This window comes from Paenibacillus sp. TAF43_2, from assembly GCF_052113545.1.
Classification (GTDB): Bacteria; Bacillota; Bacilli; order Paenibacillales; family Paenibacillaceae; genus Pristimantibacillus.
In genome coordinates, this window is the sequence record NZ_JBFRDK010000050.1 from 1 (window position 1) to 13956 (window position 13956).

Genomic DNA, 13956 nt, shown 5'->3' on the forward strand with positions numbered 1-13956 from the left:
ATACAGCACGGTTGACAGCTTCATAACCGCGTGATTATAACAATTTTGGCGGAGCGGCAAAGGATCGCCGAAGAAAGCGGGCAGAATGCCGTTTAACGTTGTTTGCATTTTCTCATACAACATCTTATACACCTGTTCCTCCGTGAAAAATTGTGTTTCTCTCCCTTGCAGCCATTCGAAATAGGAGACGATAACACCGCCGGCGTTTGCAAGGATGTCGGGAATAATGATGGTGCCCTTTGCAGTCAGCACCTCATCAGCCTCGCCTGTGACAGGTGCATTCGCACCTTCTACAATGATGCGGGCTTTTACTTGATCGACGTTGTCCTTGCGAACTTGCTCCTCAAGTGCAGCAAGAATAAGCACATCTACATCTAAATAAAGGACTTCTTCGCGGCCAAGAATTTGGGCTTTCATATCAAGCTCAGACAATGCGGCTTCGTCCGAAGGCAAATCACCTTGGTGAGTCGATGCGTATTCAAGCAAAGAAGGGACAGAGAGACCGTCTGGATTGTACAACGTGACGTTGCGATCGCTTACAGCTACTACTTTATTGTTTAAATAAGAGCATTTATAAGCTTCCATTGCAGCGACTGAACCAACGTTGCCGAAGCCTTGAACGGCAATCGACAGCGGCTTGTCCGCATGCGCTAACGCGGTTTGCACAAACGGGTTTGTGCTGCCGGCGAGCCAGCTGCTTTGCTCTTTAAGAAAGTCATGAAGCATATAACGGAAAGTGAAATAAACGCCTTTTCCGGTTGCTTCTCTGCGGCCTAAAGATCCGCCATTAATGACGCTTTTGCCGGTGAAGCTGCCTAGGTAAGGGTGACCGGGATGAATGCTTTTGTATTCGGCCATCATCCAGTCCATTTCACGCTCGCCGGTTCCCATATCAGGGGCTGGAATATCTTTGTCAGGCCCGAGCACGTCACTGAAATATTGCACATATTTTTTGCAAATCAGATAAAGCTCTTTAGCGGAATAGGAACGTGGATTAATAACGACTCCACCTTTACCGCCGCCGAAAGGCACTTCGTGAAGCGCGTTTTTGAGCGTCATTAGCGCAGCTAGATTCGTTACTTCATCTTCGCTTACAGATTCGTGAAACCGAATGCCGCCTTTGTAAGGCCCGAGTGTATCGTTGTGCTGAATGCGATAGGCCGGAATTCGAACGACATTGCCGTTATCTACCGTAATGCGCAAAAAGGCTTTATGAACTTTATTTGGCGTGGACAGAATAGCAGCAAGTGAAAGGAAAGCTTGCTCACGCGATTGATCTTGTAAACTTGGTAAAAAAGCAGGGTCTCCCATTAATGCGTTTAAGGATTGCTGTACGATGGCTCCTGTTTGGCTTGCCATAACTAAACGACCTCCTATGTATTCAGGAATGAGATTCTTTCAAGCCGCAGCGTATAATTGTCAATCGATATGAGGCAGATACGCTAGCACTTGAACTCTAACTGTAACATATTGGAACGTTATAAGCCAAAACTAGGGAAAGCTTGATGTGCGTATGGTTACAAAATCATAGGGATTCAGCTTCGAATCCACTCTGATTAAGCTGGGTAACAGGAAAAGTTCCCGTTATATTAGCGATTAAACGCTTTACAACACAAATAACAGGAAAAACTCCAGCTTATTTTGATGCAAATGACTCATTAGTGGTCTTTTGCAGAAATTAACGGGAGTTTTTCCATTTCAGCATCATTGCAGCAGCATTTGAACGAGTTTAACAGAAGAAATTCCTGTTAGAATAAACAATTGACGGCCTTGCGTGATCAAGTTAATTTGAGCAATAACGATCCGTGTGGAGGTAGAGAGAATGACAGCTCGTTCAAGCTCCCGAGATTCTCGCGTGTCCAAATATTGCGTACGAGCGGAGCATCGGCTAAACCAAGCTGCGCAAGCGTCACGGCAACCGTATCCTCTTGATCACTCGCATTAAACAAAGCAACGTACAATGCATCATCGCCCTGTGCTGTCCATGCAATACGGTCCTGTTCTCGATATAGCTGGCGTGCGCCGCGTCCATTCCGATGAAGGGATAATACTTCCTCATTTGTGAGCAATGACAGCGTCCATTCGTCGTTGTCCCGCATTTCACCGCCAAACATAAGCGGCGATCGGAAAATAGCCCATAGCGACATCATCGTTACCTGCTCGTCCCGTGTAAATCTTGTCCAACGATCACTGCCTCCTCCATCCACAGAACGAATGCCCAAATGCCCCAGCGGCAGCATATCACAATCAGGCCATGCTCCATCCCGAGCATGCGGCGCCCACTTCTCGCAGCGCTCAAACATCTCATATAGCAGGTGCCACAAATCCCAGTAATCATCTGTCATTCGCCACATATTCGCATGCTCTGCAAGCGCACCCGCATGTTCGAGAGGAGCAGGACCAGGCGATAGGCTAAGCACTATCGGTCTGCCGCATTGTTCTATTGCGTGATGAATAAGCTTGATTTCATCCAAATGAATGCCGTAAATTCTGGAAGCAGCAATATCATCCACTTTAACGAAATCGACACCCCATGAAGCGTATAAATCAAATAACGAATTATAATATTGCTGTGCGCCTTCTTTGGAAGCATCAACGCCATACATGTCTGTGTTCCACGGGCAGATCGAATTCGGGTGTGCAATCTGGCGAGCGGTTATGCTTGTTCCAAGCAGGCTGGCGTCTGCATGAACGGCTTGACGAGGAATGCCCCTCATAATATGGATACCGAATTTTAGCCCGAGTGAATGAACATAATCAGCTAGAGATTTGAAGCCTTGACCGTTCGCAGCGGATGGAAATCGGTTAGCTGCGGGCTGCAAGCGGGAATACTCATCCATTTCAAGTGGAACGAAAGGACGATATTGGGATGAATTTGCCCCGGGCTCATACCACTGAATATCAACAATGACATATTCCCAGCCATAATCTCGCAGATGTTCGGCCATATATGCCGCATTTCCGCGAACCTCGTCTTCTCTCACACTTGCGCCATAGCAGTCCCAGCTATTCCAGCCCATAGGCGGAGTTGCTGCATAGTGATGATGTTTGGAAGTTGTATACATTTGATTTCGTCCTCTCTTATCGTAATATTGCTCTATACGACAATCGTAAAACGAAACGTTAGTCGATGACTAGCGTAATTTATTGCGTTGATATGTAAAATATTGCTCTTCAATCGAACTGCAAACGATCGATTGAAGGAAGCTCCTTGGCTAAGCGGAAATCAGCAGGAGGGAAGCCGACGCGGCTTCGAAATACTTTACTAAAGTAGCTGCCGCTCGAGTAACCAACCGTATGAGCGATTTCTTCGACCGTGAGGCTGCTGCTTCTAAGCAGCTGAACAGCTTTCTCGATTCGGAGCTTCGTTACAAAGTCCATTGGTGACATGCCTGTCGTCTTCATGAACATTCGCGTAAAATAATATTTAGATAATCCAGCCGCAGCAGCGACATCATCTAAGCTTTGCAAACGATGGAATTCAGCTTCCATATAAGCAGCTGCCTGCTTAATTTGCTGCGGCCAATTCATTTTCTCCTGCTGCTGCAGCGTGCTTGATTGCAGCAGTTCCATCATAAGACGATAAATAAGAGATGATGCTTGGTAGCTGTTCTGAATACTATTGCTGCGAGCCTCTGCATATAAATTTTGAAGGCTGCGAACGACTGCGCTTGCAGGCTCAAATGTTGGTGTGGCACCGACGGCATGCAGCAGCTCAGACCACAGCGCTTGCATATGCTGCTGGCGGAATAATACAAAATAAAAAGTCCAATGGTCGCTCGACTGCGGCAAGCAATAATGATGATCTCCAGGGATTTCTACAAGGAAAGCATTGCCTGTATAGAGATCATGTGTTTCATCCCCGAGCCTGAATTGACCGAAGCCGGAGACGGTGTATTGGAGCAAGTACAGCGGGCCGTCAATTCGTTTCATCCCGTCCCAGTAGTAGTCAGTCTCTGTTACCTCTTGATAGCCAGTTGCAAATAACTGATAGATGGGGAGCTGCGGCGGGTCTTGAAACCGATAACCATATACACCGTAGGGCTGATTCATCATCACTTGGAATAATCACCTCGAAGGAAGACGGATTTTCAATCTATTATTTCATGATGGAAGGTGCTCGAGAAGAGATGCGGCAAATACCTGTTTTTATTTACGGTTCGTTACTGCCTGGTCAAAGCAATCATCATTTTGTTTCATCCTTTGTGCAATCGAGTCGGCCAGGAGAGATTGCGGGAAGGCTGGTGGATTGCGGTGAATATCCAGCGGCCGTTCGAGATGCTATTGCTAAAGAGTGCAATAGTATTATAAGCGGTCAATGGATAGTCGTCGATAGAGAAGGACTTGCATCCATGGATGCGCTCGAGCAATTTTATGGTCACGAAGAGCAAAATGATTATGAAAGGGTATGGGTTGCTGACGCCAAGGACAAGCTTGTTTCAGGCTGGGTGTACGTTTGGGAATCCGATAGAGGCTGCCCAGCTATCGCGGAGGGTTACTGGCCGCTATTTTTCGCTCGTAAAATAAGGGGCATTTTATAAAAAAAGACATAGCCTCTGTGAATTGCGCAGGAGCCATGCCGTTGATTACGCCTTAATATGCTGTTTAGGCTTTATCTTTTTCATTATCTGCGTCTGCTGCATAAGCAATTAATGCGACTTCTGAGCCATAAGTTTTAGTCAATTGCTGCTCCAGCTTGCGAATGGCATCGAGCGCATCGCTTTGGTTGTTTAATTCAGCGAGATGATAATCCTTGTCCATCATTAGGGTTCACGTCCTTAGATTCATGGTTTTAATAGTAGAATGGGCTTTAAAGCAGGTTGCTATACGTATTTGCTTAACCGCGCTGCAATTGTTCTTTTTAGAGCGGTCGAGTACACTAAAACAGTATGACATAAAGGGATGTGACATCTATGGGAAAATATTTGCTCCAACACAAACAAATGACGTCCGGCAGATGGGCGAAATATATGGCAATGGTACTATTGTTTCTCCTGATCGCTGCTGCTGCTTTGTGGGTATCGCCGCCGCAGGCTTTTGCACAGCTGTATTCGGGAATGGAAGAAACAAATTTTGACCCTCACAAGCAGGTTGGCCATAATCATTCGGATGGAGCTCATTCAGAAGCTGGAATTACCGTTTCGCAGGCTTTATTTTATACGGTTAGAGCTATTTATTATGCTGCATTTATGTTCGCTGCTGGATTAATGCTTTGGTCCATAACACTGCCAAAGGATGCGGATTCCAGTCTGAGCAAGCTCGTGCAAAAATGGAGCATCTATTCGCTTAGAGGATTGCTGCTTGCGGTTTTACTATTCGTTTTTGTTCATGCGAGTCAATTAATGAAGGGATATGACGGCGGTAATTCGAATGAATGGGTCCGCTTGCTGACGGAGACGTCCACCGGACAATCATGGCTTGCACTGATCGTACTTTCACTGCTTGGATTTACTGTTCTGCGATTGCATGATTCATTCAAAATGATTTGGGCTCTGCTGCTTATTGCGGTTGAAAGCTTTAATGGGCATGTGAATGCACTCCCAAGCAATACGTTTGCTATTGTGTTCGACTTCATACATATCGTCTGCTCTACTTTGTGGGCTGGCGGATTAATGCTGCTATTGTTATTGTGGCGGACAGATCGCAAGGAGGCAGGAAGATTCGCCGAGCGATTTACGAAGGTAGCATGGCTGACAATCGTGCTGCTAACGATAAGTGGAATTGGCATGACGGCACTTCTTCTGCCAAGCTGGCGCTATTTGTTTTATACAAGCTGGGGGTTCATGCTGCTTGCCAAATCAGGATTGGTACTGATTGTTGCTTGTGTTGGATTTCTGCTGCATAGGCGAGCCAAACAGCAAAAGCTGCCGAGCGGCAAGCTGCTGAAGCTGGATGGACTTTTGATGGCTTTGGTGCTGATTCTTGCAAGCATCTTTACTTATGTAAGTCCGGTTCCCGATACAGAGCCGTTATCCTATCATAAAATGGGTGAAACGCTCCATTACACGGTAATCATAACGCCAAATGGACCTGGTCCAAATGACGTAAAATTAAAAATCTGGCTGCCTAAGACGCTTGGTTCGCCGGCATCTGTACAATTTCTGCTTCGTACGCCGGACAATCCGAAGAAAGCGGATATCAACGTTCCAGTGCGCGGCGCCAGCGGGGAAAATTATTTAGCTTTCCCAGGGTTTTTAGAAACGGATTATGAATCCGATAAGTTCGAGCTGCCTACACGCGGGGCATGGGAAGCAGAACTGATCATTACGGACCAGACCGGCGCAGTAACGAAGCAGTTGATTCCGTTTCGGAATGACTAATGGGGAGAAAGGGAGCTGAGCAGATGTCGTATAAATGGCTGAAATGGCTAATTTTATGGATTCCGACGGTCGCTATCGGGCTATGGGAATATTTGCGCCACGCACTGCTGCTCCCGTTCATTTCGATGGATCTCGGCAATTTGCTCGCGCCTGTTTTTGTTTTTATTATTTCGCTGACGCTGCTCCGTGCGTTATTCGCTAAGCTGGAGCAAACGCAAGAGACGCTGCAGCGCGAGCGTATTGTCAAGGCGGCTCTTGAGGAACGTGAGCAGCTTGCGCGCGAGCTTCATGATGGCATATCACAATCGTTGTTTATGCTATCGGTTAAGCTGGACAAGCTGGAGCGGGCGGAGTCCGCTTCTGATGCACAGCAAACGACGGATCAGATTAGAAAAACCGTGAGGCATGTATATGATGACGTCAGGCAATCTATTGCCAATTTACACGATGCGCCTTTACCAGCCGATATGTCATGGATGCAAAGCATCCACCATTTAACCGTTGAGATGGAACAGACCTCCGGCATTCAAACAACAGTGGAGTGGCATGTACAGGACGGCTTGTTGTCCTATAAGCAGAAGGTCGAATTACTGGCTATTATGCGCGAGGCTCTTATGAACGTACAGAAGCATGCGAAAGCAAAACAAATTGTCATTCAAGGTGAAGGAGTCGGAAGCTCCGATAAGACGCCAAATACTTTCCGCTGCTCCATTCTCGATGATGGTATAGGGGCTGAGAAGGAGAAGCTTCACGGCAAAGGCAAGTATGGGGTCAAAATGATGCAGGAGCGAGCAGCTGCGATGGGCTGGACGATGACGGTACAGCAGACGAAACCGCAGGGCACAAAAGTCGAAATCATCGGAAGGAGTGATGCCAAATGACGGATAAAACGGCTAAGGTACGCGTTTTTTTAGTAGATGACCATCCCCACGGCCGGGAAGGCATACGCGATATAGTATTAAGCGATGACTCATTTGAAGTAATAGGGGAAGCGGCAAGCGGCGAGGAGGCAATCGCTGCGATCGAAGAATTGCAGCCCGATTTGGTGCTTATGGACATTAATATGCCTGGCATTGGCGGACTCGAAGCGACGCAGCGGCTGAAGCTGCTCATGCCCTCATTAAAAATTGTCATGGTTACGGTCTCCGATGACATTACTAATTTATTCGAAGCGATTAAGCGAGGAGCGCAAGGTTATTTGCTCAAAAATCTTGCGCCATCCTCATGGATGGAATATTTGCGAGCGATATCTTTAGATGAAGCACCGATGTCGAAGGAGCTTGCCTTTCGCATGCTGCAGGAATTTTCGAAAATGAAGCCGCAGGAGACCAAGCATCTTGTGAATAAACCTCAAACGCTGGACAAGAATGCGTCTATTATTACGACTCCGCTTACCGATCGGGAGAAAGAAGTGCTTGAGCGGGTGGCAACAGGCGCTTCCAATCGTGAGATTGCAGGCGAGCTGTGCTTGTCGGAGCATACGGTAAAAAACCATCTGAAAAATATTTTGCAAAAGCTTCATCTCGCTAATCGCGTACAGTTGACGATTTACGCCTTTGAGCAGGGGCTTGTTGAACGTTAAAACTTTTGCTGAAGATGCAATTCAAACTATTCGACAAAAATAGCAGGATTCCAACAAGATTCGTAGAACTACTAGATTCATATCTTGCTTAGTTTCTGCTTGGATAGGTCAGATTCAATTTGGGGGGTAGTAAATGTCGAACGATTGGCAATTTCCCATCGATCGTGAAATTAAGCTGTACAATCGGCTGGATGAGCTTCAGCGTCTGAATGAAGGGCTTGAACAAATCGGTGCCGAGGCGGGCTGGTCTGAACGCGCAGTTCTCGACTTGTCTCTAGCATGCGAGGAGCTTGTCATTAACATTGTAAACTACGGCTTCCCATCTGGGGGAGAGCATTATATTGACGTCATTATTCAAGCTTCTCCAACCAGCGTTGAAGTGAAAATAGAAGACGGGGGCGTTCCCTTTAATCCGCTGCAGGAGGCTGATCCTAGAGCACTATTAGAGCTCGAGCTGGAGGATCGTCCGATTGGCGGCTTGGGTATTTTTTTTGTGAAAAGGTTAATGGATGACATTCATTATGAATATGCGGGCGGTTTGAATCGCTTCCGCATGCGCAAGCATTTCGTACTTAATAGCAATGGCGATAAGCGGGAGGAAGCAGACATATGAACATTCAGGCAACGGAGTTAAATGGCATTACGATTATTCCACTAGAGGGAAGATTGGATGGAAATAACGCGACGATAGCGGAGCAAGCGTTCTTGAAACTATTTGCAGAAGGCAAGCAGCAATTTATTTTTGATTTTACGAATCTGCAATACATAAGCAGTGCGGGACTGCGCGTTATACTGGTGGCGGCTAAGAAGCTTAGAGCCTCTAAAGGACAGATGGTTTGCGCATGTCTCGGCGAGCAAGTCTATGATGTATTTGAAATGTCGGGTTTTACAACGATATTGGATATGGCGAAGACACGGGAAGAAGCGCTAGTCAAACTGGGAGCAGGGGCTTAACGATGGTTCAGCTGAAGCTAGAGAGGCGGTAACGGTCTTGTCAGTACTCTATTTAATATTCGGAGCTGCGGGCCTTGGCGCTGCGGCATATTTATTCGTTTGCAATCGTCGTCTTACCGCAAAGCTGAGGCGTGCGGAAATGCTGTTTGATTTAAGCACGCAGGTTCATTCCTCGCTGCATCAGCCGGAGCTAATAAATTCGGTAAATGCAGCAGCGAAGCAGCTTATATTCGCAGAAGAGGCAGCGGTTGGTCTGGTCGATGACTGGGATTCGCAAGATAATGAGCTTACAAAAACCATGGATCATAGCGTCGGTGATAAAGTAAGCGTGCCGATGATGGCGAGAGGCCGCAAGGTGGGTGTTCTGGAAGCAACCGCTAAGATCGGCGGAGCTCGATTTAGTAGGGCAGATCATGAGACGCTTACTCAGTTCGCAAGGCCGCTGGCATTGGCACTGGATAATGCTAGACTCTATGAAGCGCTTGAGGAGTCGGTGGGGGAGCTGCAAATGGCAACGGCACTCAAGGATCGCCTTGAGAATGAACTGCAAATTGCCGGCAGCATTCAGCTCAGCTTTCTTCCTACGACAATGCCTTCCGCAAATGAACCTTTTGACGTTTGTGCACTGTTGAAGTCAGCGAAAGAGGTAGGAGGCGACTTCTACAACTTTTTCAAAATAGACGAGGAGCATCTGTTTTTCACACTAGGTGACGTGTCGGATAAAGGAATACCGGCTGCGCTGTTCATGGCGATGACGCTTTCGTTAATTAAAGGGAAAATGAATGCGAAGCTGTCGCCAGGCGAGCTGCTGGAAATGGTCAACGATGAGCTTTGTACGGACAATGCACAGCTATTCGCAACGATCATATGCGGCGTGCTTAACATTGCGACTGGCGAGGTTGTGCTTAGCGATGGCGGGCATTGTACTCCTTACATTGTCAAAGCGGACGGTTCCGTTCTGCCGATTAAGCTCCCCAAAGGCATCCCGCTTGGTTCTTTCCCTGAATTCACTTATCGGAATCAGACCATCGAGCTTGAGCATGGCGATCGTTTTGTCCTCTACACCGATGGTATTACCGAGGCCGAGAACGAACGGCAAGAGCAGTATTCCACTAGTCGTTTACAAAATTTCTTATCTCAAACGTCCGGTTATTCTAGCGCTGAAATCATCGATGCGCTGCTGATGGACGTGTTCATGTTCGCGGACGGAGCTCCACAATCCGACGATATTGCGGTACTTTGCCTCATGCGCCGATAAGCGTAATGCATTCATATAAGGGTGAACCATCATGCGATTTTATGAAACAGGATTTGATTATTTACGTGACGAGCTCGCTTTGCTGGAACAAGGGCTGCGAGTTCTTCTTGCAGACTTTGAGAGCAAGGAAATCGATGGTCAAACGCCAATGTCAATGCGCGGCCTCGTCGTTAACGCTATCGATATAGAACGTTCGTTTCTAGGAAACGAGTCTTTACAGGAAGAAGATGCATTAGCTTCGTTTAGACACTTTCGCTTAGAAGCGGAACGACAGTTTTCACATCATATCCATGACAGCGTAAGCGAGGGAGCAAGGCTCCCGTTCGCTTATTTGTCATGGACTCTTCGTCTTTCGACATGGGAAAAACGCTGCGTTATGTTATGCCTTGCAGCTGAGCTTGATTCACGTTATGAAAGCTGGTTTGGCTATTTGAATGACGACGTTACGCTGCGGGTGCCTACTGCGGAGCTTGCGCTGCGATTGTTAGGAGATTCGAAAGAAGAGTTTTATCATGCTCGTTCGCTGCTCGCGGGTTATTCGACCCTTGGCAGATTTGTGCTGAGATCAGGCAGAGCGGCAGTACCCGCTGAGAGAAGCATGCTGAAGCAGCCGCTGCGCATGGACGACCGTATTATCTCGTTTCTGCTGGATACTGAAAAGCTGGATTCCAGAATTGAAGACGTTTGTACCTTATACGATGGGGCGAGGTCAGCTCCGGAGCTGGCGTTTAATTGCGAGCTTCAAGACATGCTGCTGCAAATTGTGCAAAGGGAACGATCCTTCAAGGGAGACAAATCATTCACTCAAGATGATGAGAATGAGCAGTATGAAATACCGTTTATTCAGTTAAGCGGACCTTCGGGCGCCGGCAAAAAGCTGCATGCCAGACATCTGGCTCAGTCTTTGGAGCAGCCGCTGCTGCTTGTCAAGCTAGACAAGCTTGCTAAGGATGAAGATGCGATGGCGGAGCAGTTGAACAATATTGTACGTGAATCGCTCTTATCTGTAGCTGTCTTATGCTTCGATGAGAGGGAGGGAGAAAGAAGCGCATCTGAGGGCTGGCCTCATCAGCAGGAACGGGTTCGCAAGGCGCTTGCTAACTATATAGAATTATCAAGGCTCCCTGTCGTGTTATGGCTGACGCGTGTAGAAAGGCGCGCCTCACAGCTGCCGCTTCCAGCGTTTTCTGCATTAACGAGCCATACTGTGCATGTTCCTAACGCAGAAGTGCGATTGCAGCTCTGGCAGCGCTGCAGCGATGAAAGAGCGGATCGTAGTCTGCTCAGACACTTAGCCGATAAGTATGCTTTTACAGCTGGGCAGATCGAGCGAATGAGCAAACAAGCAGATCGCCTAGCTTACCTTAACAAGCACGAGTTCCCTACACTTGATGATTATGCCCATGCCTCGCGAACACAGGTTCAGCATCGTTTGTCCGAGCTCGCGGAGAAGCAGCGGCTCGTTCGGCGATGGGATGATTTGATATTGCCAGAGGAGCCGCTGGAGCTTCTTAAGGATGCCTGCAGCAGGCATAAGCATAGCGAAACGGTGTTTAATCGATGGGGCTTTGGTCATAAGCTGCCTTATGGTCGAGGCTTAAGCATGTTGTTTGCTGGGCCTCCTGGCACGGGCAAAACGATGGCAGCCGAGGTCGTTGCGGGAGAGATGGGTCTAGAGCTTTACCGTATTGATCTGTCACGCGTTGTGAGCAAATATATCGGAGAAACGGAAAAAAACTTGAGAGAGCTGTTCGCTGAAGCGGAAAGCAGCGGCGCTGTCCTGTTTTTTGATGAAGGAGACTCCTTGTTCGGCAAACGAACGGAAGTAAAAGATTCTAATGATAGATTCGCGAATATGGAGGCATCCTATCTTCTGCAGCGCATTGAAAGCTTTGAGGGTATCTCGATTCTAGCAACAAATTTACTGCAAAATATGGACGAAGCCTTTTTGCGAAGAATGCAGGTGATCGTTAACTTTCCATTTCCGGATGCAGCCCATCGGGAGCAAATTTTCCGTTCGCTGCTGCCTAAGGATGCGCCGCTTGATCCTGACCTTGATCTGTCATTTCTAGCAGCGCGCATCGATGCTTCAGGCGGTCATATTAAAAATATTGTCCTGTCTGCTGCGTTTATGGCTGCCTCGGAGCAAGCTTCAATCAGCATGAGGCATATGGTCCGTGCGACACGCCAAGAGCTCCATAAGATGGGGAAAATTGTCGTGAAAGAATCGTTTGAACCGTATAACTAGCAAGTTTTTCTCAATAATTTGTTGTAAAATGTAGTAATTTTACTGAATTTGGTTCGCGGAGTCAGGAAAATTGACATAAATTGAGTAATTTTGCGTAGTCAATTGGTAGTAGAGAAGCTATAATAGAAATCGAATACCATTTTGATTTTTTTGGGAGTGATAGGCTGATGGGTGGATATACGGTTATTGCGGATTTGGAAGCCAGCATGCTGCGCTTGCTACGTGATCATCTTACGCCTGACCCTGTGCCGCGTCCCGAGTTGATCGGAATGGCTTCGCCCCGGGATGCAGGCGATCTAGCTCTTTCCTTGTTTTTGTTCAACGTTAAGGAAAATGGCGAATCTCGCCGGACGGGCATGGTGGATCGTGGAGGCGTGCTTCAGTACCCGCCGCAGGCGCTTGATTTTTATTTTTTGATGACAGCGCATTCGAGTGCGAATCGATTAACGCGTGCATTGGACGAGCATCGGATATTAGGTCGTGCAATGCAGGTCTTTTATGATAACGCCGTACTCAGCGGTACATATCTTGAAGGCACGCTTGCTGAAGGAAACGGTGCGATAAGGATGAGTCTAGTCAGCATGGAAGGCGAAGATTTACTGAAGCTTTGGCAGTTCGGCGATACGCCGTACAAGCTTTCTGTCGTCTATCGCGTAGGCCCAGTCATGCTCGATTCGAATCGTGTGAAGCCGGTTTCGCGAGTTGTCGAGCGTCATATCGTGCTTGAGGAAAAGGACGGTGGCTAATATGTCACACCATCGTTCAACGAGGGTAACTCGCTGCTCGCTTGTTGTATCTCCAGTTGACGTATGGACAAGAAGGCTGCTTGCACCTTCAGCGTTATCCGTTTCACTTGAGGGCATTCATAAGAAACCCATTCGGAAGCCTGACGGGACCTTTCTGTTTCTTGACCTTCCCTCTGGCAGCTATGTGCTCTCCGTTACCTCACCTGTATTTATACCCTACAGGAAACAGATTGAAACCGCTTCTATTTCAAAATTATACCCAATGATTACAGTACCGCTTTTGCCTGGTCCCAAATATGCTTATCCTGCAGATTCGACAGCTGTCACCTTTGAGTTATGTGATGCCGCTAGCAGACCTTGTGCTGATGCTGAGGTTTGGGCTTACATATGCGAGGATGTCGCAGCACGAGGTAGAATTATGCAAGATTCGCTGCTTGCTGGTGCAGATACAGCAGCAGTGGGGCAGTTGCATGGGCAGACGGTTGCAGGCGAGAGCTTGCTGCTTCGCGGTCAAGGCAATGAGGAGCTTGTGCGTGTAGCTGAGATTTTGCCCGGCAATGTACTGCGATTCGAGCAGCCATTGAAGGAAAACTATCGAAGAGGCGCGCTATTATTGCCTGCTGTTCAAACGAGCAGTGCAAATAACGGTATCGTTATTCTTCCATTCCGCGGCATACTGCCCACCAGCTTTCCTATTAAAGTGTTTGCAATGAATGAACATGGCAGCGCTGCGACCGAGTTGACGGCGCAAGCGGGTGAAGTAGTATCAGCGCAGACTTTAATCCTTCAGTAGGATTAACTATTCTGACGCATTCCAATTGGTCTTGGGGTTGACGCGGGAGAAATAT

Annotated in this window: 14 protein-coding genes; 10 read left to right on the plus strand and 4 right to left on the minus strand. The window is 47.6% G+C overall.

The genetic code is table 11. The features are described from left to right. The 3 genes from AB4Z17_RS13380 to AB4Z17_RS13390 form a co-directional block, all read right to left on the minus strand. Window positions 1-1359: Glu/Leu/Phe/Val family dehydrogenase (locus AB4Z17_RS13380; RefSeq protein ID WP_441960211.1), on the minus strand; the 1359-nt coding region annotated here is incomplete at its 3' end. Window positions 1360-1778: 419 nt separating this feature from the next. After that, window positions 1779-3065, minus strand: a complete 1287-nt coding sequence (locus AB4Z17_RS13385; protein ID WP_441960213.1) for a glycoside hydrolase family 27 protein — start codon at window positions 3063-3065, stop codon at window positions 1779-1781. 109 nt (window positions 3066-3174) lie between these two features. Then, window positions 3175-4056, minus strand: coding sequence for a helix-turn-helix domain-containing protein (locus AB4Z17_RS13390; RefSeq protein WP_441960241.1), 882 nt, complete (start codon window positions 4054-4056; stop codon window positions 3175-3177). 50 nt (window positions 4057-4106) lie between these two features. Between AB4Z17_RS13390 and AB4Z17_RS13395 the strand changes: the two genes are divergently transcribed. Beyond that, the gene (locus AB4Z17_RS13395; RefSeq protein WP_441960215.1) at window positions 4107-4541 is read left to right on the plus strand and encodes a gamma-glutamylcyclotransferase family protein; all 435 of its coding nucleotides are present in this window, start codon (window positions 4107-4109) and stop codon (window positions 4539-4541) included. A 64-nt stretch (window positions 4542-4605) separates the two neighbouring features. Here AB4Z17_RS13395 and AB4Z17_RS13400 read toward each other — a convergent pair whose 3' ends face one another. Further along, entirely contained in the window at window positions 4606-4764 is a 159-nt protein-coding gene (locus AB4Z17_RS13400; protein ID WP_339207657.1) for a hypothetical protein, read from the minus strand. A 149-nt stretch (window positions 4765-4913) separates the two neighbouring features. On the opposite strand from AB4Z17_RS13400, the gene AB4Z17_RS13405 reads away from it, so the two are divergent. The 9 genes from AB4Z17_RS13405 to AB4Z17_RS13445 all read left to right on the plus strand — a co-directional run bounded on the left by AB4Z17_RS13405 (window position 4914) and on the right by AB4Z17_RS13445 (window position 13901). Beyond that, the gene (locus AB4Z17_RS13405) at window positions 4914-6320 is read left to right on the plus strand and encodes a copper resistance D family protein (protein WP_441908907.1); all 1407 of its coding nucleotides are present in this window, start codon (window positions 4914-4916) and stop codon (window positions 6318-6320) included. Window positions 6321-6343: 23 nt separating this feature from the next. Continuing rightward, window positions 6344-7201 (plus strand): sensor histidine kinase, encoded by an 858-nt coding sequence (locus AB4Z17_RS13410; RefSeq protein ID WP_441908909.1) that lies wholly within the window; start codon window positions 6344-6346, stop codon window positions 7199-7201. Beyond that, window positions 7198-7902 (plus strand): response regulator transcription factor, encoded by a 705-nt coding sequence (locus AB4Z17_RS13415; protein WP_339207661.1) that lies wholly within the window; start codon window positions 7198-7200, stop codon window positions 7900-7902. Before AB4Z17_RS13410 ends, AB4Z17_RS13415 begins: the two co-directional genes overlap by 4 nt. Before the next feature lie 133 nt (window positions 7903-8035). Further along, the gene (locus AB4Z17_RS13420; RefSeq protein ID WP_441908911.1) at window positions 8036-8515 is read left to right on the plus strand and encodes an ATP-binding protein; all 480 of its coding nucleotides are present in this window, start codon (window positions 8036-8038) and stop codon (window positions 8513-8515) included. Beyond that, window positions 8512-8856 (plus strand): STAS domain-containing protein, encoded by a 345-nt coding sequence (locus tag AB4Z17_RS13425; protein ID WP_076267919.1) that lies wholly within the window; start codon window positions 8512-8514, stop codon window positions 8854-8856. The genes AB4Z17_RS13420 and AB4Z17_RS13425 overlap by 4 nt, the downstream gene beginning before the upstream one ends. Window positions 8857-8893: 37 nt before the next feature. After that, complete coding sequence (locus AB4Z17_RS13430; RefSeq protein WP_441908913.1) at window positions 8894-10114, plus strand: PP2C family protein-serine/threonine phosphatase; 1221 nt, start codon at window positions 8894-8896, stop codon at window positions 10112-10114. 31 nt (window positions 10115-10145) lie between these two features. Next, a complete protein-coding gene (locus AB4Z17_RS13435) occupies window positions 10146-12362 on the plus strand; it encodes an AAA family ATPase (protein ID WP_441960217.1) in 2217 nt (738 codons plus the stop codon). Between the two features lie 167 nt (window positions 12363-12529). Continuing rightward, window positions 12530-13108 (plus strand): DUF4255 domain-containing protein, encoded by a 579-nt coding sequence (locus AB4Z17_RS13440; protein WP_339207668.1) that lies wholly within the window; start codon window positions 12530-12532, stop codon window positions 13106-13108. After that, window positions 13101-13901: a hypothetical protein gene (locus AB4Z17_RS13445; protein WP_441960219.1), complete on the plus strand. Its 801-nt coding sequence runs from the start codon at window positions 13101-13103 to the stop codon at window positions 13899-13901. The genes AB4Z17_RS13440 and AB4Z17_RS13445 overlap by 8 nt, the downstream gene beginning before the upstream one ends. The last annotated feature ends 55 nt before the right edge of the window (window positions 13902-13956 follow it).

What these genes read in the sequence shown, in the direction of transcription:
- AB4Z17_RS13385 (WP_441960213.1), bottom strand. Translation starts at nt 3,065, where the DNA reads ATGTATACAACTTCCAAACATCATCACTATGCAGCAACTCCGCCTATG.
- AB4Z17_RS13390 (WP_441960241.1), bottom strand. Translation starts at nt 4,056, where the DNA reads ATGATGAATCAGCCCTACGGTGTATATGGTTATCGGTTTCAAGACCCG.
- AB4Z17_RS13395 (WP_441960215.1), top strand. Translation starts at nt 4,107, where the DNA reads ATGATGGAAGGTGCTCGAGAAGAGATGCGGCAAATACCTGTTTTTATT.
- AB4Z17_RS13400 (WP_339207657.1), bottom strand. Translation starts at nt 4,764, where the DNA reads ATGATGGACAAGGATTATCATCTCGCTGAATTAAACAACCAAAGCGAT.
- AB4Z17_RS13405 (WP_441908907.1), top strand. Translation starts at nt 4,914, where the DNA reads ATGGGAAAATATTTGCTCCAACACAAACAAATGACGTCCGGCAGATGG.
- AB4Z17_RS13410 (WP_441908909.1), top strand. Translation starts at nt 6,344, where the DNA reads ATGTCGTATAAATGGCTGAAATGGCTAATTTTATGGATTCCGACGGTC.
- AB4Z17_RS13415 (WP_339207661.1), top strand. Translation starts at nt 7,198, where the DNA reads ATGACGGATAAAACGGCTAAGGTACGCGTTTTTTTAGTAGATGACCAT.
- AB4Z17_RS13420 (WP_441908911.1), top strand. Translation starts at nt 8,036, where the DNA reads ATGTCGAACGATTGGCAATTTCCCATCGATCGTGAAATTAAGCTGTAC.
- AB4Z17_RS13425 (WP_076267919.1), top strand. Translation starts at nt 8,512, where the DNA reads ATGAACATTCAGGCAACGGAGTTAAATGGCATTACGATTATTCCACTA.
- AB4Z17_RS13435 (WP_441960217.1), top strand. Translation starts at nt 10,146, where the DNA reads ATGCGATTTTATGAAACAGGATTTGATTATTTACGTGACGAGCTCGCT.
- AB4Z17_RS13440 (WP_339207668.1), top strand. Translation starts at nt 12,530, where the DNA reads ATGGGTGGATATACGGTTATTGCGGATTTGGAAGCCAGCATGCTGCGC.